Origin of the sequence: Persicirhabdus sediminis (assembly GCF_016595495.1) — a bacterium.
Taxonomy (GTDB): Bacteria; Verrucomicrobiota; Verrucomicrobiia; order Verrucomicrobiales; family Akkermansiaceae; genus Persicirhabdus; species Persicirhabdus sediminis.
The window spans coordinates 129581-149542 of the sequence record NZ_JAENIM010000045.1; the positions used below are offsets into that span (position 1 = coordinate 129581).

At 49.9% G+C, this 19962-nt stretch carries 17 protein-coding genes; 5 read left to right on the plus strand and 12 right to left on the minus strand.

What is annotated here, in order from left to right; all coding sequences use genetic code 11:
* Positions 1-83 precede the first annotated feature (83 nt).
* Positions 84-1382: an argininosuccinate synthase gene (locus JIN82_RS14955; RefSeq protein WP_200312471.1), complete on the minus strand. Its 1299-nt coding sequence runs from the start codon at positions 1380-1382 to the stop codon at positions 84-86.
* Here JIN82_RS14955 and JIN82_RS14960 point away from each other — a divergent pair.
* Together JIN82_RS14960 and JIN82_RS14965 are read left to right on the plus strand one after the other, a co-directional pair.
* Complete coding sequence (locus tag JIN82_RS14960) at positions 1381-1608, plus strand: hypothetical protein (RefSeq protein WP_200312472.1); 228 nt, start codon at positions 1381-1383, stop codon at positions 1606-1608. The two genes, JIN82_RS14955 and JIN82_RS14960, sit on opposite strands and share 2 nt — an antisense overlap.
* Positions 1609-1809: 201 nt before the next feature.
* On the plus strand, positions 1810-2838 hold the full coding sequence (locus tag JIN82_RS14965) for a serine/threonine protein kinase (RefSeq protein ID WP_200312473.1): 1029 nt from the start codon (positions 1810-1812) through the stop codon (positions 2836-2838).
* Between the two features lie 49 nt (positions 2839-2887).
* Here JIN82_RS14965 and JIN82_RS14970 read toward each other — a convergent pair whose 3' ends face one another.
* The 4 genes from JIN82_RS14970 to JIN82_RS14985 form a co-directional block, all read right to left on the minus strand.
* Complete coding sequence (locus JIN82_RS14970; protein WP_200312474.1) at positions 2888-4603, minus strand: sialate O-acetylesterase; 1716 nt, start codon at positions 4601-4603, stop codon at positions 2888-2890.
* Positions 4604-4857: 254 nt separating this feature from the next.
* On the minus strand, positions 4858-6396 hold the full coding sequence (locus JIN82_RS14975; RefSeq protein ID WP_234042077.1) for a sulfatase family protein: 1539 nt from the start codon (positions 6394-6396) through the stop codon (positions 4858-4860).
* A gap of 216 nt (positions 6397-6612) precedes the next feature.
* Positions 6613-7689, minus strand: coding sequence for a 3-deoxy-7-phosphoheptulonate synthase (locus tag JIN82_RS14980; protein ID WP_200312475.1), 1077 nt, complete (start codon positions 7687-7689; stop codon positions 6613-6615).
* A gap of 396 nt (positions 7690-8085) precedes the next feature.
* The gene (locus tag JIN82_RS14985; RefSeq protein ID WP_200312476.1) at positions 8086-8982 is read right to left on the minus strand and encodes a LysR family transcriptional regulator; all 897 of its coding nucleotides are present in this window, start codon (positions 8980-8982) and stop codon (positions 8086-8088) included.
* A gap of 98 nt (positions 8983-9080) precedes the next feature.
* Here JIN82_RS14985 and JIN82_RS14990 point away from each other — a divergent pair, with 98 nt between their 5' ends.
* Positions 9081-10541 (plus strand): catalase, encoded by a 1461-nt coding sequence (locus tag JIN82_RS14990; RefSeq protein ID WP_200312477.1) that lies wholly within the window; start codon positions 9081-9083, stop codon positions 10539-10541.
* 612 nt (positions 10542-11153) lie between these two features.
* Positions 11154-11489: a hypothetical protein gene (locus JIN82_RS14995; RefSeq protein ID WP_200312478.1), complete on the plus strand. Its 336-nt coding sequence runs from the start codon at positions 11154-11156 to the stop codon at positions 11487-11489.
* Between the two features lie 303 nt (positions 11490-11792).
* On the opposite strand, the gene JIN82_RS15000 is transcribed toward JIN82_RS14995, so the two are convergent.
* From JIN82_RS15000 to JIN82_RS15010, 3 genes are all read right to left on the minus strand, one after another.
* On the minus strand, positions 11793-12647 hold the full coding sequence (locus JIN82_RS15000) for a hypothetical protein (RefSeq protein WP_200312479.1): 855 nt from the start codon (positions 12645-12647) through the stop codon (positions 11793-11795).
* A 583-nt stretch (positions 12648-13230) separates the two neighbouring features.
* Complete coding sequence (locus JIN82_RS15005) at positions 13231-13845, minus strand: PEP-CTERM sorting domain-containing protein (RefSeq protein WP_200312480.1); 615 nt, start codon at positions 13843-13845, stop codon at positions 13231-13233.
* Between the two features lie 31 nt (positions 13846-13876).
* Positions 13877-14980, minus strand: a complete 1104-nt coding sequence (locus JIN82_RS15010; protein ID WP_200312481.1) for a TIGR02597 family protein — start codon at positions 14978-14980, stop codon at positions 13877-13879.
* An 868-nt stretch (positions 14981-15848) separates the two neighbouring features.
* Here JIN82_RS15010 and JIN82_RS15015 point away from each other — a divergent pair.
* Positions 15849-16652 carry a rhomboid family intramembrane serine protease gene (locus tag JIN82_RS15015; RefSeq protein ID WP_200312482.1) on the plus strand — a complete coding sequence of 268 codons (804 nt, stop codon included), beginning with the start codon at positions 15849-15851 and terminating at the stop codon, positions 16650-16652.
* Between the two features lie 412 nt (positions 16653-17064).
* On the opposite strand, the gene JIN82_RS17375 is transcribed toward JIN82_RS15015, so the two are convergent.
* From JIN82_RS17375 to JIN82_RS15020, 4 genes are all read right to left on the minus strand, one after another.
* Positions 17065-17316, minus strand: a complete 252-nt coding sequence (locus JIN82_RS17375) for a hypothetical protein (protein WP_234042078.1) — start codon at positions 17314-17316, stop codon at positions 17065-17067.
* A gap of 12 nt (positions 17317-17328) precedes the next feature.
* Complete coding sequence (locus JIN82_RS17380) at positions 17329-17466, minus strand: hypothetical protein (protein WP_234042079.1); 138 nt, start codon at positions 17464-17466, stop codon at positions 17329-17331.
* 135 nt (positions 17467-17601) lie between these two features.
* Positions 17602-17829, minus strand: coding sequence for a hypothetical protein (locus JIN82_RS17385; RefSeq protein WP_234042080.1), 228 nt, complete (start codon positions 17827-17829; stop codon positions 17602-17604).
* A gap of 690 nt (positions 17830-18519) precedes the next feature.
* Positions 18520-19821, minus strand: a complete 1302-nt coding sequence (locus JIN82_RS15020) for a homoserine dehydrogenase (protein WP_200312483.1) — start codon at positions 19819-19821, stop codon at positions 18520-18522.
* Between the last annotated feature and the right edge of the window lie 141 nt (positions 19822-19962).

Sequence of the window (19962 nt, forward strand, 5' to 3'; positions counted from 1 at the left end):
GCTGGATGGCTAGAGACAAAAAACCCGCATGAGCTAGCTCACGCGGGTTTGATAGATTTTCTAGCTGGATTTTCTGACTGAAATTACAGCTGCTCTTTTTGGCGAGCGTTAGCCTTGAGGCGCAGTGCGTTCAGGGCGATGAAGCCAGTGGCGTCATTCTGGTTGTACGCTTCTTCTTTGCCTTCGCCAGCACCTTCCATGGAAGCTACGTCTTCATCGTAGAGAGAAAGTGGTGAACGACGACCGGCTTGGATGCAGTTGCCTTTGTAGAGTTTGAGGCGAACTTCACCAGTCACGGTACGCTGAGTGGATGTGATGAGGTCTTGCAGCGCTTCACGCTCAGGAGCAAACCAGAATCCGTTGTAGATGAGCTGGGCGTATTTAGGAATGAGGCTGTCGCGCAGTGCTTGAGCTTCGCGGTCGACAGTGAGTGTCTCGAGGTCTTGGTGAGCAGCGAGCAGGATGGTACCACCTGGAGTTTCATAAACGCCACGTGACTTCATGCCGACAAAGCGGTTTTCTACCAGATCAACACGACCGATGCCGTGTTTGCCACCGAGGGCATTGAGCACACGCATCACGCCGTATGGGCTGAGCAGTGTGTAACCGTCTTTTTCACCTTCTACTTTGAAGTCAGCCAGCTCAGTGATGAGGGCATCGAGACCGTCGTATTTGAGGCCAACTACATTGCCTTTTTCAAACAGGAACTGAACGTACTCAGGTGTGTCTGGTGCGTCTTCTGGAGAAACAGAAAGCACGTACATGTCTTTGTCTTCATCAGTAGTGGCATCGTGCCAAGTGTCTTCCATAGCGCCAGCTTCGAAAGAAATGTGAAGCAGGTTGCGGTCCATAGAGTATGGCTTTTTCATGGATGCTTTCACTGGGATGTCGTTAGCCTCAGCGTAGGCGATCATTTCGGCACGGCCTGGGAACTGAGCGCGGAACTCGTCATCACGCCATGGGGCGATCATTTCGATGTGCGGCGCGAGGGCAGCTACGGAGAGCTCAAAACGAACTTGGTCGTTACCTTTACCAGTAGCACCGTGGGCGATGGCGTCTGCACCTTCAGCGATGGCGACGTCTACCATGCCTTTAGAAATACATGGGCGAGCGATGGATGTACCGAGCAGGTAGCGGCCTTCGTAGAGGGCATTACCTTGGAACATTGGGTAAATGAAATCGCTAGCGAATTCTTCTTTAAGGTCGCCGATGTAGCACTTAGAGGCGCCGGTAGCGAGAGCTTTGGCTTCTAGGCCATCCAGCTCTTCAGCTTGGCCCACATCTGCGCAGTAGGCGATGATTTCTGCGTTGTACTTGTCCTTGAGCCACTTCAGCAGAACTGATGTGTCCAAGCCACCTGAGTATGCGACGACGATTTTCATGATTTGTAAAAAAGAGGATTTCACCCACTACAGTGTAGGCGAACTGGCGCAAGTAAACACGCTTGCCGCTGGGAATCAAGCATTACCCATGCCAGCTGACGCGGATGTGCCTAGCAGTGGAAATTTGCCCCCGCTGGAGCCATTGATGCCCATGCTCAGCCAGCTGGATATTGTGCGCATTCCGGCTGTTATTTGCGAGCTAGCTGAGTGGCTGGCAAGCAAGTGAATCAGGCTCAGCTGGCTAGGGCAAAAACAGCATTTAAAAACCCTGCTGAAATGAGTTAATCGATAAAAACGCGCGTTCCAATAATTGGCAGATAGACACGCAAAGCTCTTGATAAATGGATGTAGTTGTCGATGATACGCCCGATTACAACTCCTGTCTCACCCTCTCACCCCCTGCTTCTAAGCTGTTTACTACATTCTCATGATGACGGATCAATCGAATTCAACCACGCTCGCTGAACCAGCAGTATTCACCACCACTGCGGAGACACGTTTTCCCTGTCTATGCTGCGGCGGCGAGCTCAGCTCAGGCGACTTTCCAGCGCTACAGCAAATCGTCTGCCCGCTGTGTGAATCACCACTGATTATTCCGGGGAACTTTGCTCACTTTCGCGTCTACGCGCTGGTGCGTCTTGGCCGCATGGGCCGTGTGTACTGGGCCACTAACCAGAAAGATAATCGTGAGATTTGTTTGAAAGTCATCAACCAAGACCAGCTGGAACCGTATTCGGTTGAGCACATTTTGCACGAACACGAACAAGCAGTGCAGCTGAGCCACCCGAACATCACGCGTTATTATTCCACCGGCATCGTCGACGGTCATCCGTACGTCGAGCTGGAAAGGCAGTCGCAGGACAGCATGCAGGACTTGATTGACGAAGACCCAACGCTGAGCGAAATCTGGGTGAGCAAAACCGCGCTGGCCATCTGTCAGGCGCTGTCATCCGCGCGCAGCAAAGACCTCGTGCACGGTGATATTCGTCCCGCCAACATTCGCCACGACAAAAATGGCGGCACTCGCTTAAACAACTTTGGCCTCGGCATGCTGGCTGATGCATCGCGACCTGCCCTGTGGGGAAACCCTCAATTTTTCTCACCTGAGAAGTTGATGAAAAATGAGACCAGTCCGCTGAGCGATCAATACAGCTTGGGCGTCACGCTGTGGTATGCGATGACTAAAAAACTTCCCTATGGCGACATCGCGCCAGAGGATGCGATCGCCAGGATTCAATCGGGCACACCTATCCCAGACATCCGCTCCACCAACCCCCGCATCCACCCAGAGCTGGCAGACGTGATCACCAAGATGACTCAATTTGACCCAGCCAAGCGCTTCAGCCGCTACATGCAGATTATCCCACGCCTGCAGATTTCCATTCACATGCAGGAAAATATCAAAAAGGGATACACCAGCAAACCGCGACCGGTGCAAATCAACCCAAGCGCGTAAATCCAGCTGGCTCGTGCGCCAGCTGGAAATCATTCCTTCACCATCTAGGCTACTGCTTCATCTCTGGGCGCGGCCAGTCGACACATTCGTAGCTCTGATCTTTCTCCGGTTTATTCACCGTGATCACCTTGGCTTCTGGGTCGTATAATGGCCAATCGTCAGTGCGGAATGGTGAGGCGGGGATGCCCTCGCGGTTGTAAAGCAGGTTGCGCTTCGATGGATTCATCGCCCAAGCGTAACGCACAGCTGCTGGCTGGCTGACCTGCGGTGAAGAAACCACCACCGTATCGCCAACGATTTTGGCTTGTGCCCAGTGCCACACCTTATCTTCCCCCGCAATGGCAAAGCTATCTAGCGGCTCATCGCGCGCCGCCATCATGCCACTGCCTACTGAGTCAAACTTCAGCGTCACCTTGCCGTCATTGATTTCTGCAGAAACATATCGCGGCCCCATATCGACGATGTCTTTCTGGTAAACTCGCTTGAGCGCCAAATAAGCGTGGCGCAAGCCAATCGGCTTTTTATTTTTCGGATGCAGCGCCAGCTCATCGCCGGTATCAATGGCCACTGACATGCCGGTATTTGGGCATTCCTCAGCGACCAAGCGCATCGCTTCACGGTTAATTGCCCACGTTGCTTCAGGCCCTTCCACTGGCGTCGTCTGCGCTGGATTCCAGCTAGGCAGCTGGGTGAAATACACTGGGAAATCTTTATCATTATGGCCACCTGAAAGCTCGTGCCAGCTGGAGCGATAATAGTCGATCATGCGGGGCAGCTGGACGCGGTAATGGACCGCTTGCGCGGCGTCTTTGGAGTTGCGCTCACCTTGGTACCAAAGCATGCCGCGGATGCCGTATGGACGCACCGGATTGATCATCGCATTAAATACATTGCTTGGATATTGGTGACCCCAGTCAGCTGGCCGCGTGATCGTTGGTGGCGCCAGCTGCTTGACTTTGTTTTTCATCAAATTACCGCTGTCGATGGACGCCGTGTAGTCGGCAAATTGCTTATCATAAACAGCCTTCGCTTTCTCACGGGTATCGCCAGAGTCTATCTGACGTTGCGCAGCCGCGTCGTAGTTCGCTCGGTGAGCCTGCGCGCGTGGATCATTTTCCTGCACCTGCCACGGCATCCACGCCTCGATTGGCGTGCCCGCGTACGCCTGCACGATGATGCCCACGGGCACATCCAGCTCTTGGTGGAGTTTTTTACCAAACCAATAAGAAACTGCAGAAGTAAACCCAGCCACCTCTGGGGTGCATGGTTTCCACATCGCGAGGCGATCACGCGACTGGTCTAGCGGCTCGTGCCAGTGCTCGCGCTGAGATTTAAAAATGCGTAAATTGGGATGATTTGCCAGCGGCATCTCAGTCTCGCCGGCAAAGGTACTGCGCAGCGACCACCCCATATTCGACTGACCAGAACACAGCCAGACCTCACCAATAGCCACATCACTGAGCTCAATGAGATTGTTCCCCTGCACCTTCAAGCTGTGGCCAGTGCCATGCTCGGGAGTTGGCAAAAATACCTTCCACTTGCCATCATCTCCAGCGGTTGCGCGCGCGCTTTCTCCCCAGCTAGCGGTCACCTCCACCTTCTCGCCAGCATCGGCAAATCCCCAAATCGTATTGGTGCTCTGCTGCTGCAGGATCATGTGGTCAGTGAATATCTGTGGTAGGGAAACATCAGCGGCAGCGGTGCCAGCTGCCAGCGAGCTCAGCAGCATCACGCCGGCTATCTTGTGTGGGAATCGTTCATTCATAGATTTATTAGATTTGCTTATTATGCTCCGAACCACCCCTTACTCGTCAAGCAGAAGCAATTAAAAGCACAGTAAAGCGTTTTAACCTCATCAGTTCACGAGAGTTGCGCGGTTTAGTAAATTAATACCCACCACCCCACTCTACCAGATCATTTTTCACAGCTAGCAACAAAAAAGCTGGGCCCTCCTGCACGATGCAAAAGGACCCAGCTAGCTGGAAATTTTCAGTCAATGAATGCTCTGAGCTAGGTCTACTAACGCAGACCTTTAGTCTTCAGCTGTTCGAGTTTTTCCTGCATTTGCTTCACCCGCTCAGGATGCTGCTCAGCGAGGTTCTTCTCTTCACCGATGTCGTCGGCTAGGTTGTACAGCTCACCGCTACCCTGCTTCTTTTTCTTTTTAGCAGGGATGTACTTCCAATTTTTGTGGCGCAGCGCCCAGCCATATGCTTGCGCTTCTTCGACGATGTACTCATTACCAGTTTCGCTCTGGCCGAGCCACGCCGCGATGTTTGCCTGGCTGTCCATGGCGTCACCAGCTGGAATTTCGAAGTCGAGCATCTGCGCAAATGAAGCCAGTAAGTCGACCTGAGAAAGCAATGCTGCGCTCTCTGAGCCAGCCTTAATCTTAGCTGGCCAGCTAACGATAGTAGGTACACGTGTGCCACCTTCATACAGCTGGTATTTGCCACCGCGCAGTGGTCCCGCACCAAAATGCCCGCCATCGCTAGCCTTGGTAGAGGTTCTTACCGTCGTGCCATCATCGTAGCCATCGTCGTAAACCGGTCCATTATCACTAGAGAAAATGATGATGGTATTGTCGCGCAGACCATTTTGCTCCAGCGCCTTCATGATTTCACCTGTCGTCCAGTCAAACTGCACCATCGCATCTCCACGGTAGCCCAGCTCAGTTTTCCCCTGGAATCGCTTATGCGGCGTGCGCGGCACGTGGATGTCCTGTGAGGCAAAATAGATGAAAAATGGATCGTCCTTATTTTCCGCGATGTACTTGGTCACCTCGCCGATGAGCACATCAGAAATGTCTTCATCATTCCACAGCGCAGACTTGCCACCCTTCATATAACCAATGCGGCCAATGCCGTTGATCACACTATTATTGTGGCCGTGCGTGCTCTGATAGTATGTCATCGCCTCGCGGTCCACTTTGCCATCTGGGTACTCGGTGCCCGGTACGTCATCTGGAATTGGTCCCGAGTAAGATACTGTGATCGGGTCGTTAGGATCTAGATTCACCACGTGGTGGTTTTTTAAATACACACTCGGCACGCGGTCGTTAGTAGATGGGCACAGGAAAGAATAATCAAAACCAATCTCTAGCGGGCCAGGCTTAACGGCTTCATTCCAGTTAATAGCAGCTTCGCCATCACCCAGACCGAGGTGCCATTTGCCAAATACCGCAGTTTTATAGCCATTCGCTTGGAACAATTTAGGAAGTGTTAGCACGTCTGTTGGAATCGTCATCTTGGCGTCACCACGCAGCACACCTACACGATCGCGCTCACCTAACTTACCTGTGAGCATTGCGTAGCGTGATGGCGTACAAGTAGCTGCCGAGCAATGCGCATCAGTTAGCTTCAAACCGCTGTGTGCTAGAGCATCGATGTTAGGAGTAGGAATCATCGTCGAGCCATAAACACCAACATCACCGTAACCAACGTCATCACCGTAAATGATAACCACGTTAGGTTTATCAGCTGCTTCTGCGCCAAGCGTAAGCGCAGCTGCCGCGCACATGCCTAAACTGGCTATCCATAAGTTCTGTTTTTTCATCATGTTTTCTAAATTGGTATCAAGCCGAAATCTAGCTGGCGCATATGCACAGCAAGATCGTTTTCACTGATACGAGACTTACTAGCTATTCTCTCTCAGCTAAAGCAAGGATTACAAAAAGTGCTAATTTCCCCTACCTCTATAAACAAAACTAGCGGGTACACGAAGCACCCGCTAATACTAAATTTGCTAGTAATTACACTATATATTCTAAAACGTCTAACTTTCAGCTAGAACTTCACGTCTAGCGATCACAGCAGCTGAAAACTCAGCTAGAAGTTTCTCTGTATCATCCCAGCCAATGCACTGGTCAGTAACAGATTGACCGTAAGTCATATCTTCCAGCTTCTCTTGTAATGCTTGCGCGCCTTCTACCAAGTTGCTCTCAATCATCACTGAAGCAATCGCAGTGGATCCGTCAGCAATCTGCTCACACAGTGCCTCAGCTACCTTCGGCTGGTTGCGGTAATCTTTCAGTGAGTTGCCGTGCGAGCAATCAATCATCACATACTCAGGCAGGCCAGATGCAGCCAGCTTGTCAGTCACCTGCTTGATGCTTTCGGCATCGTAGTTAGGACCGTATGATGAACCGCGCAGAATGATGTGGCAGCTGTCATTTCCTGCTGTAGAAACAATCGCTGAAACCCCCTGCTTAGTCACAGAGAGGAAATGGTGAGATCCTTTGGCCGCCTGAATCGCGTCAAAAGCAATCTGGCATGATCCGCCAGTACCATTCTTAAATCCTACCGGCATCGACAGGCCTGAAGCCAGCTCGCGGTGGATCTGTGATTCGGTAGTACGTGCGCCAATTGCCCCCCAGGCAATCAGATCAGCGTAGTACTGCGGAGAAATCGTATCGAGAAACTCTGTGCCAGCTGGCACGCCAATGTGGGCAATTTCCAACAACAGCTCACGCGCAATGCGCACGCCACGGTTGATGTCAAATGAACCATCCAAATGTGGATCATTGATCAATCCCTTCCAACCCACTGTGGTACGTGGTTTTTCAAAATAAACACGCATCACAATCTGCAGCTCACCTGCATACTGGTCAATCAGTGGCTTCAGCTTCTTAGCATACTCCACCGCGGCTTGAGGATCATGAATAGAACATGGTCCAACCACCACCTGCAGACGATCATCCTGCCCGTGCAAAATGGCCTCTGCCTCACTACGCGCCTTCGCTACCACTGCAGATGCCTCATTGGTCATCGGCAGATAATACGACAGCACTGCTGGTGAAATAAGAGGAGCAATGTTGGCTATGCGTAAATCGTCAGTTTGAAAATCAGTCACGCCATGTATGTAACCCCAAATTCCAGAAATCCAAATATAAAGGGATCAAACAGGCTGCAAATCTTCTCAATTCCAACGCTCATTCCAGCTAGCAGGAAAAATCAGTTTTCAGTTTTCAGTTTTCAGTTTTCAGTTTTCAGTTTCCAGTTTTCAGTTTCCAGTTTCCAGTTTTCAGTTTTCAGTTTCCAGTTTTCCAGTTTTCAGTTTCCCAGTTTCCCCACAACTCCCAGATAGATGTCGAGCGGCGTAAAAGTTTCATCGTGCAGGAAATTCACTCTTCTCTCTTCAAAATTCACTCTTCAACCCCGCAGGGGTTCCAGTTTCCAGATAGATGTCGAGCGGCGCAAAAGTTTCATCGTGCAGGAAATTCACTCTTCTCTCTTCAAAATTCACTCTTCAACCCCGCAGGGGTTCCAGCAGCTGCTTGATAAACTTCTGCTCGTGACCGGCAAATTTTCTCCCCGCCTTACTCACCAGATAAAGTGATCTACGAAAATCAGCATCGCGCAAAGTAAGGAAGTCGATGTCCCGATGGCGGTAATATTGTTTAGCCATATCTGGGATAAAGCTGATGCCTAAATCCGCCTCTACCAGCCCAATCAATGTTTCCAAGCTCGCGCAGCGCAGGCCATTATTAGGTTTGAAATCATGCGCCTTACACAGCTTCACCGTGTGGTCTTTCAGACAATGGCCATCTTGCAGCACCAATAAATCCATGCCCGAAAGCTTGGCTAACAAAGTGCTGCGCTGGCCAGCGAGACTCGATTTCTTACTCACCGCCAGCCAGAGTTTCTCACTACCTATCATCCTCTCCTCCAGCCCGCTAGGAGCCTTCGCTGTAGCATCAGAATCACTATAAACAGCAAAAGGAATCTCATCATTCATCAAATGAGATCTTAATACGTCTGTCTTTTCTTCCACCAAATCAATCCCCACATCTGGCAGTGACGAACGAAGTTTTTCAATTTTCCCCGGCAGCCAATACGGCGCAATCGTTGGAATCACACCTAACTTCAAGCGACCATGAAACCTCCCTTTGCGCGCTAGAAACTCATCCTCCAGCTGACGCGTCTGCTGCAGAATCGATGACGCACTGCGCCAAAAATCGTGCCCTGACTGAGTCAGTTTTACCCCGCTACGAGCGCGGCTCACCAGCTGACACCCTAGCTCATCTTCTAGTTTTTTTATCTGCTGACTCAGTGACGGCTGCGCCACACCACAGCGTTCCGCCGCTAACGAAAAACTTCCATTTTCTATCAATGACTGTAAATAAACCAGTTGCCGAATCTCCATTCACCTACAATAGAATGATTCCAACTATAGGTAAAACCTATAATAACTATTAAAGAATCAATCTTCTTTTTTAAAGAAATATTCGTATGCTCTTAGCAATGGACACCCTAAATCTATCCACAGCACACGGCGCACCAGTAGGCGATAATCAAAACTCACAAACAGCTGGCCGTTACGGTCCAGTATTGATGCAAGACGTGCATCTGATGGAAAAACTCGCACACTTCAACCGCGAGCGCGTGCCTGAACGTGTTGTTCACGCCAAAGGAGCCGGCGCCTACGGCTACCTGCAAATCGATGAAGATCTATCTGAGCTAACAAAAGCACTACCATTCACCAAGCCAGGTGAAAAATCCCCCTGCTTCTTGCGTTTCTCCACCGTTGGCGGTGAAGCTGGTAGTGGCGACGCCGAGCGCGATCCACGCGGATTTGCCCTCAAAGTCTACACCGAGCAAGGCAACTGGGATCTGGTAGGTAACAATACACCGATCTTCTTCATCCGCGATGCGATCAAGTTCCCAGACTTCATCCATACGCAGAAGCGCAATCCAGCCACTCACTGTAAAGATGCCAACATGGCGTGGGACTTCTGGGGTCTCACACCAGAATCTACTCACCAAGTGACCGTGCTCTTCTCTGATAGAGGAACACCAAAAACCTACCGTCACATGAATGGCTACGGCAGCCACACCTACGCATTTGTTAATGCCGACGGCAAACGTACTTGGGTAAAATTTCACTTCAAAACCAGAGCTGGCATTGAAAACTTCACTAACGAAGAATCCAGAGCCATGGTTGGCAACGACCCTGACCACGCCACTCGCGACCTGTTTGATACCATCGCCAAGGGCGGCACCGCCGAGTGGGATGTGCAAATCCAAACCATGACCGAAGAGGAAGCAGCCACCTACCGATTCGACCCGTTTGACGTCACCAAAGTTTGGCCACACTCAGAGTTCCCATGCCGTACCGTCGGCTCGCTCGTTCTGGATAGAAACCCGAAAAACTACTTTGCCGAAGTCGAGCAAGCCGCATTTGCCCCTAGCAACTTCATCCCAGGCATCGAAGCCAGCCCAGACAAACTCCTCCAAGGTCGCCTGTTCGCCTATCAAGATGCCCACCGCTACCGCATTGGCGCTAACTACACCCAGCTGCCAGTCAACTGCCCGTACATGGCGCGCAGCGCTAGCAACCACCAACGCGACGGCTTCATGTATGACGGCGCCGCTGGCGATGCCCCTAACTACGAGCCAAATAGCTTCGACAATGTCAACGAGCAGCCAGAGCACAAACCAACACCAATGGCAGTTTCTGGTGATGCCGCGGCACAAGCTAGAGACTACCAACAAGACGACTTCATCCAAGCCGGCGATCTCTACCGCCTGATGGACGATGGCGAAAAACAACGCCTGATAGAAAACCTAGCTGGATCACTCAGCCAGGTGACTAACAAAGACATCCAACTGCGCGCACTGTGCAACTTCTTCCGCGCGGACGCCGAATACGGTGGCCGCCTTGCACAAGCACTCGGCATCGAGATCCCATCTCACCACGGCTAGGCAACTGATCTATCAATTTATCAATGAGCCGAGCTACTAACCAGTGGCTCGGCTCGTTTTTTTCCAACAATCCACATTCTCAAAAAATCATGAAACCAGAACCAACATCAATTTCTCACCCTAAAGACCACTTCTTTTCGCTAGATGCCCTCATCCGCATCATCTGCGGAGATTGAGTAGGGATAGTTTTTCAAGTTTTCAGTTTTCAGTTTTCAGACCTTTGCATTGAAACCTCCAGCTAGCTAAATCTACAAACTCAATTAGGCAACCTCATCCACAGCTAACAATCTAGCCCGGAGGGCTTACAGACTTTAGCCGCGGGTAAGCGAGCCCAGCTAGAACAAACCAGCTAGAACCTGCGAAAATGCCGAAGGCATACAACAGCCTAGCCTATGGTAAGGCAGCACCGAAGGTGCAACGCAACCATTGGTCACAGCACCACACAAAATCACAGCTCTGAAAGAGCGCAACACAGCATAGCTGACAGACAATAAATCCACCCTAATCATCTAGCCCGGAGGGCTTACAGACTTTAGCCGCGGGTAAGCGAGCCCAGCGAGCGCCACCCGTGGTCACCTAGCCAGCTAGATCATTCCCCGTAGGGGAAATGGAATGACCCCAGCTAGAACCATCCGCTCAGCTAGAACCATCCGCTCAGCTAGAACCATCCGCTCAGCTAGAACCATCCGCTCAGCTAGAACCATCCGCTCAGCTAGAACCATCCGCTCAGCTAGAACCATCCGCTCAGCTAGAACCACCCGCTCAGCTAGAACCATCCGCTCAGCTAGAACCACCCAGCTAGAACCTGCGAAAATGCCGAAGGCATACAACAGCCTAGCCTATGGTAAGGCAGCACCGAAGGTGCAACGCAACCATAGGTCACCAGCACCACACAAAATCCCAGCTCTGAAAGAGCGCAACACAGCCATCGGCATCCCCGCTCCATAGCCAGACAGACAATCTGAGAGGGATCAATCTGAGAGGGATCATTTTCAGGTGACGCTGCAGGCGGCAAAGAACAAAGCTCATGGCTTCAGCCCTGAGAGCAAATCATCAAAACGCACGTGCCCTGAATGGGCGCCAAAAAATGTCATTTTCCCCACATCCTAGCTAGAACATTCCCCGCAGGCGAAATGAACTGGCCACAACCAGCTGGAATCGCCAGCCAACATGCCATTTCCCCCAACAAAAAAACTGGGCACCCAATGAAGGATGCCCAGCTCGTATAAATTTAGCTTCGCGTGTGAGGAATTAGAAACTCCAGCTCACACCAACTTGGCCCCAGAACTCGTCGCCGTCTGGGTTTACAGTATCTTCAAATGTCCACTGGTAGTTCAGACCAGCATTCCATGAAAGACTATCTGTGATTGGTGCGCTTGTACCAATGTGTGCAGTTGCGTGGCTCCAGCCAGACTCAACACCAAATACACCAGTGTTGTAGTTTACGCTACCACCCAGAGTGAAGTGATCAGGCACGTACTTGCATGAAGAAATGTTCATCGGGATAGATGTGCTGAGGAAGAGCTCGTGCACAAATCCATCGTCAAACTGGTCACCAGTAGTAGGCATCCAGTAGTAGATATTGTAGCTAGGTACCAAGAAGATACCGTCAGCTAGAGAAATTCGCTTAGGCAGGCTAGCACCGATGTGCATCTTCAGGCCCTGGTAATTTGAAATCGAGTTGCTTGGTGCACCATTGCGGTCAACATCAACCTTCTGGTGTGGGTACAGCCAGTAGTTCACCAATCCGTGAACGTTCACTGCCCAGTCACTGTCTTCGTTCAGTGTCTTCTGGTAAGTGAGCATGAAGTCCATTTCATCAGCATCATTCAGCGCACGCTCATCTGTGAACGCTGCCCAATATGTGAATTGAAGACCTTCAATAGCAGTATCAAGCGTCAGGCTTGGCTGGTGTGACCAGTTGTCACCACCTACTTTGAAACCGTGGGTCATGTACTTGCTTGCAAGTGTGTAGTCCACCTTCACCCCCCACTGCTGAGCGGCGTCTTCTTGTACATAGTTAGCCAATGATTCTTCGCCGGCACTCAATGCTACCGTGCCCAATGCCAATGCGGCTGCTACGCCGTGTATCGCTTGATTTTTCATGATTAATTTGTCTATCGATCTGACACGTATATAACGTCAGCCACGCGCTGATTTTTCAATCTCTGTAACCGTTTGCTTAAACAGCTTATTAAAAGTCAAAATAAGCGGCAAAGATAACAATATCAGCCACTAATGAGAGCCCCACATGTCACTTGCTACATGGCTGGGGCAAAAGCCACAATACCAGCCAGACCTAGCTCGCCAGCCCACCAACGAGACATCACTCCGCCAGCAAATATCACAGCACTTTTCAATAAGCTGCCCAGCTTGCTGAGCCCGTCGGTTTTGTTAGCGCTAATCAAAACCACGCGAACTAATCCCCAGAGAGAATGGCATAAGTTCACCAGCTGAAAATGCGGCCAAACTCAGCATCACTCAAACACACACCCAGCTGGAAATCACAAACCGCTGCAGGCGCGGACACCTATACCCCAATCAGCCATTCCGCCCAGCTAGAAAAATCTAGCCCGTAAAACCCAGCCAGCTCGCCAAATTAAAAACAACAAAAAGGGCAGACCTCATCATGAGATCTGCCCTAATAAATCAATGTCTCACCGGCTCTCGCCAGTGAATAATTAGATCATTACTTGCGACGACGGATGATAAATCCAATCGCACCAAGACCAATCAGCGCCAAGCTTGATGGCTCTGGGACTGCAACGTTATTAGAAGCCCAAAAGTCTGATTCAGATACACCTCCACCTAAACTTGTATCGTAGTATAAGATGTTAACAGCTGAACCGTCATTTGGTACAGTCATGTTCCAATCACCAAAAACTCCGACATCACTGCTAGTGAAAGATCCATAGCTTTCTCCACCTGTAAGTGTATCGCCTGATGACACACCATCAAGAAACCAATAAATGCCAATATCAGCACCTGATGCAATGTTACCATCCAGTGTGTATGTACGTGTCTCCTCTACACCACCTGGGTCAACTGCATCAGACGTAGCAAAAATGTCTAAGATTTCCGACCCTCCCACAGTCTGGCCAGTAGTCAAAACTGCCCCTGAAAGATCATCTGCAGAAGGTAAGCCTCCACCAGTGTCAACAAACATGACTACAGTGGCGCCCTCTGGCACAACGTTGCCCGAACTGTCTCGCAGCGAGCCAAAACCCCATGTAATAGTTATTGAAGCCTGAGCTACAATAGCAGTCAAAAGGAGTGCTAAAATATTAAGTCCTATAATTTTCATTACCGTTCTATTTTGTTAGTGTGTTTGTGTTTTAGTATGTTGGAGTGTTATTCCAAAAAACTGTTGCCCCATCAACAGTCTCAGCCTTGCGGATGATAAAACCTTGAGATGCTTCCAACTCAACATCATCAGAGACTGAACCATCTCCAGCATCTACCCAATTTCCAGGAGACCCACTCACATAATAATAAATTTTACTAGGTGCCTTATTCAGTCCTGGATTATTATTATCATATACTAAAATTGTATCTTTCCTATTCCGAGCACTCGTTGATGAGCTTGAAACAAATGCCTCAGTTTCATGCAAACCAAGATCTTTCAGTTTCACTCCAACAGGTCGTGGAATAGCAATGAAATTATCTTGTTTGCTGTCAGTATTAGTGAAAAGGGGAATTTTGATTGAAGGATTCATGTCAACACCCCCGCTAATTGTGTAAGTAGTAGCCTCAGTTACACTTGATGGATGACGTACGATGAAATATGAATCAGGCCAAATAATAGTAGATCCAGCCTCTACGTTAGAGTTTGTAGCCTCTAACCAAGCACCACCGCTCAAGTACATGACGCGATTTGGAGCTAAGTTAATTCCTTTTGAAACCGAATCTGGCAACAAAATCTGAGTGCGCCTATTACGTGCTGATGTTGAGCTAGACTCAACTACAGTCACTTGGTCGGCTGGCGGGAATAAGGTATCTAGAGTCCAAAACTTCGCAACGACCAGCGAATCACCACTTTGTACCGCATTACCTGAAGCAAGCAAAGTATCACCATTAAGAGCTACGGTGATCGAATTGTCAGTATTAGACAAAACTTGATAATAGTTGCCAACTTTATTTCCTGAAGTGAAGGTCACGTAGTACAAAGATGCAAAGGCATCAGTATCGAAACTAGTATCGCTGAACGTCAGAACCGCTTGATCTGCATTCTCTGTAGGGGCCGCTGATATCGCGCCTTGATGAGCTTTTTCTGCCGTAAGTGGTGCCGACAAAACCGTATCTGAATCTGGCAAACAGGTGACAGTATTATAACCTACAGGTTCTGAAGTAGCGGACTGGGCTTGGGCGCCCGTAGTAAGAAGGCCACAAGTAGCGAGGGCGACAGCCGCTTGACCTAGTATCAATGTGTTTTTAATCATTTTCGTATTGATTTGTGTTGTTGATTTTCCGGGCTTTTTCGTGAGCTTCCTTAGACGCTATGGCCATAAGTTGGCATCTGGGTGATATGCAGATGAATCGTTTGCTGTAAATGTGCATCCGAAATCCACGTGTAGGTTAGACCTAAATATACCCACCCGTAAAGCAATGATATCGATCCCTCATTTCGGATCAAGCATTCATTTCAAAACGTAAATCGTTCAAATAGAGGAAATCGCAAATCATTTGTTTAAATTAACCGATTAAGCCTTGCGCTAAAAAAATTTGAGTTTTTGCAAATTTTTACGCCCATCTGGGGCAAAAATGCGTCATTTTACTTAAGTTAGCCTAACTATCACCCCACGTCACACCCCTTATTCTATCAACGCTGTCAGACACACTCTGTTATTGAAATTAAAATATACCCTAGCAGAACTAAATCTATTAAGCATTTAATTTTCAATCACTCCTCAGAACAAATTGATACAAAAAATCAGCCTTCGATGATAAAATGCTCTGACGATTCAGGCAAAAAACCAGCCATCTCAGCTGGCTTTTGAGTCGCCAAAACCCCCAAGGCAAACCTGTATGACTTATTGATATTTAGAACCTTTTAAACTCCCCCTAAAAACCTAAAATTGTCAAGAAATGGGCCAACAAATCCGCCAGCAACTATCATTTCTGCTGAGAAATGCCACTCGACCCACACACCAGGCAGCCAACACATCACACAAATCAAAACTTCACACGGCATATATCTCCAGATTTCCACACTATTTTAAAAACTTTCTCCGGTAGATCTGACCATCATCATCCATCAGCTGGCAATTTGGGTTGAAATTCTCGCTCAGCTGACTTTGATTGCCGCACATGGACGCCTTTCTCAATCGCTTAGAAAACCGCTTCGGTCGGCTAGCCACTCCTGGGCTAGTTCGCTACTTGGCACTCTTTTTCCTCGGAGTCTACCTGCTGGGAGCATTTCAGCCAGATCTAGAAAAAGCTCTGCAGTTTGATTTGGTAAAAATCATGCAAGGAGAAGTCTGGCGGGTGATCACCTTTATCTTTGCCGCCAAAGCGAGCTCTGGGTTCTCGCCAATGGGCCTATTGTTTATGGTTTTTGCCACCATGCTTCTCTTTACCTACGGCGATGCGCTCGAGCAAGAATGGGGCGTTTTCCGCTGCAACCTCTACGTCTTCTGGGGATACATCTCAGCGCTGCTCGCCAGCCTCGGCTTCCAGCTGCTCACTGGCTACCCGCCACCGGGCGCTGCTCTGCTTTTAGGCTTCTCCATTTTCTTTGCCTTTGCCACCATTCACCCCAAGTTCACCATCCTGCTGTTTTTTATCCTGCCGGTGCAGATTTGGATCCTAGCCGCCATCCTCGGTGGATTGGTGCTCATGCAGAGCCTCACCCACCCGCTGATCTTTGCGTTCAACGCCCTGTGTTTATCCAACTTCTTTTTTGCCGTCGTGCCACGCGCGATCATGGGAGCAAAAAACCGCCAGTACTCAGCTAGCCGTCGTCGCAAGTACATGAAATCATCCGTCAGTACGGATGACGCCTTCCACCGCTGCAGCGTCTGTGGCGCCACAGAAATCTCCCACCCTGACCACCACTTCCGCAGCAAAGACGGTAAGGAATACTGCCAAGATCACCTTGATAAAGTGGAATAGGATAGTTTTCAGAGGAAAGTTTTCAGTTTTCAGACCTTTGCAATGAAACCTCCGGCTAGCTAAACCGGCGCCAATGCCAAAGGTCTGAACATGCTTGTCCTCGACTCGCAAAAAATGCCAAAGGCATAAAACAGCCCAGCCTAGGATCAAGCAGCACCGAAGGCGCAACGCAACCATAGGACCGCGCCACAACAAAGATATCAGCTCTGCAAGAGCGCGAAATAGCCAGACAGACAATCTGAGCTTTAATTGCACAACTTGATCCACCGCTATTAATCTAGCCCGGAGGGCTTACAGACTTTAGCCGCGGGTAAGCGAGCTCAGCGAGTGCCACCCGTGGTCATCCAGCCAGCTAGATCATTCCCCGGAGGGGAAATGGAGTGCCATTAGCTAGAACCATCCATCTAGCTAGCTAAACCTGCGCAAATACCGAAGGCCTGACCATGCTTGTCCTCAAAAAAAATGCACGGCATTTTTCACCCTGACCAAACTCAATCATCGTAGCTACAATGATCAGCGGGATTTCCAGCCAGCTAAACTCGGGTTTTTTCTGGGGATTTCTGACCAACTTGCCCATCCATTTTCCCTTCGGGAAATGACTACTGTGAACACGAGATCCACGGGTGGCACTCGCTGGGCTCGCTGCCCCGCGGCTAAAATCCATAAGCCCTGCGGGCTAGCTAGCCAGTAAAAAAAATGCACGGCATTTTTCACCCTGACCAAACTCAATCATCGTAGCTACAATGATCAGCGGGATTTCCAGCCAGCTAAACTCGGTTTTTTCTGGGGATTTCTGACCAACTTGCCCATCCATTTTCCCTTCGGGAAATGACTACTGTGGACACGAGATCCACGGGTGGCACTCGCTAGGCTCGCTGACCCGCGGCTAAAATCCATAAGCCCTGCGGACTAGCTAGCCAGTTGCGATAAAAACCAGCTGAAATCAAAACTATCTACGAAATAGCCAGAAAAAAAATGCACGGCATTTTTCACCCTGACCAAACTCAATCATCGTAGCTACAATGATCAGCGGGATTTCCAGCCAGCTAAACTCGGGTTTTTTCTGGGGATTTCTGACCAACTTGCCCATCCATTTTCCCTTCGGGAAATGACTACTGTGGACACGAGATCCACGGGTGGCACTCGCTGGGCTCGCTGACCCGCGGCTAAAATCCATAAGCCCTGCGGGCTAGCTAGCCAGTTGCAATAAAAGCCAACTGAAATCAAAACTATCTACGAAATAGCCAGACAGACAATCTGAGCTCTAGGCAGCACCGAAGGCGCAACGCAAGCATAGGACCGCGCCACGCACAAAGATATCAGCTCTGCAAGAGCGAGAAATACCCAGACAGACAATCTGAGCTGGGTGATTTCCAGCTGGCGCTGAAAGCGGCAAAGAACAAAGCTCAGGGCTTCAGCCCTGAGGGAAAAATCACCAATGATCACGAGCCCTGAAAGGGCACCAGAAAACGTCATTTGGCCATTACACAAACGGAAAACTAAGATGCGGAGGATCTATTCAAAAGGGGCCAAAAAAATTTCCCACAACATCGAGCATGGCTGCTCCATCTTGCGGGAATTCGTTTTTGCCTACTTCATCTCGTAGGCTGAGTACATCTGTAAGCTATAGCTGAGAAGGATCTCAGCACTCCAAAGCCTGCGGCCGAACTACTGAGCGATCAGGGTTTCATCAGAGAGGAATTCGTTTTTGCCTACTTCATCTCCTAGGCTGAGTACATCTGTGAGCTATAGCTGAGAAGGATCTCAGCACTCCAAAACCTGCGGCCGAACTACTGAGCTCTCAGTGTTTCATCAGAGAGGAATTCACTCCTCTCTCTTCACCCTTCTCTCTTCAATCCTGCAGGGATTAAAGCGCTTCGATGCGGAACACCACTGGCGCTGAGTTGATGCAGTCGAGTTTTTCAACTTCGCTGAGTGTCGCCTGCAATTTACCCCATGGGCAAGTGTGCAGCATGAACACCATGTCTACAAACTCCGCATCCGGGTCGTCTGAGTTTACTGGAGAATGAGTGCCTGAAATACCAATGCCATGCTGCGCGAGCACTTGGGCAATATCAGCTACCACGCCTGGGCGATCGCTGACATCAAAACGCACATAATAAGGTGTTTCGGTCTCTTCAATCGGCAGCAAGCCACCGTCTGGTTTGTATGGCAAGAATCCAGCTGGCTGGCTTCCTTGGCCCATTGCTTGAGCGAGCTCGATGATATCACCCACTACTGAAGAAGCAGTCGGTCCTTTACCGGCACCGCGACCGTAGAATAATGATTCACCAGCAGCATCACCAGTCACCGCCACGGCATTAAAGACACCATTGACGCTTGAGAGGATGTGTTTCTGAGAAATAAATGACGCCTGCGTGCGCAGCTCCACCGCACCATCTGGGCGGGTATGCATGACGCAAAGCAGCTTCACCACATAACCGAGGTTTTTGGCGAAAGCGATGTCAGTGCCGCGCACTTGCTCGATGCCGTCAACGTAAACATCAGCTGGATCGATGACAAATCCATGAGCCAGAGAAGTCAGCAGAATCGCCTTGTGAGCGGCGTCCCAGCCATTAACGTCGAGCGTTGGGTCTGCTTCCGCGTAACCGAGCTCCTGAGCTTCAGCCAGCGCTACTTTGTAGTCCAGCCCAGCATCAGTCATGCGCTCGAGGATGTAGTTAGAAGTACCATTAATGATACCTGCCATGGATTCAATGCGGTTACCGGCAAATGAATCCTTGATCGCCTTGACGATAGGAATCGCTCCAGCAATCGCCGCTTCAAATAAAATCGGTGCATTGTGCTGGCGTGAGAGCTCAAATAGCTCGGCACCACGCTCAGCTAGCAGCGCTTTGTTGCCAGTCACCACTGGCTTACCCAGCTTCAATGCGCTGGATACGATGTCAAATGCGGTAGTCGTGCCACCAATCAGCTCCACTACCATCTGCACGCTGTCGTCATTGACAACTTCCTGCCAGTCGGTGGTGAAGAGCTCAGCTGCCGCTCCTTCACGAGCCTTGGTCAGGTCTCTCACCGCAATGCGATTGATCGATACCTGCACGCCAGTTCGTGCCTGGATAAGCTCAGAATTTTTCTCCAAGGTTTCCCAAACACCGCTTCCCACGGTGCCAAATCCTGCAAGTCCTATGCCGAGTGCTTTCTTCATTTTTCATCTACCCTGAATGGGCGCGGCCAATCTGCTACAAATTCAGCCAATGAAAAAGGGGAAAGTGGTGATATTTACAATCCAGCCTAAGAAATTGGCAGGAAATACCCCACAATCACACCTCTGCATTGACAAATCTAG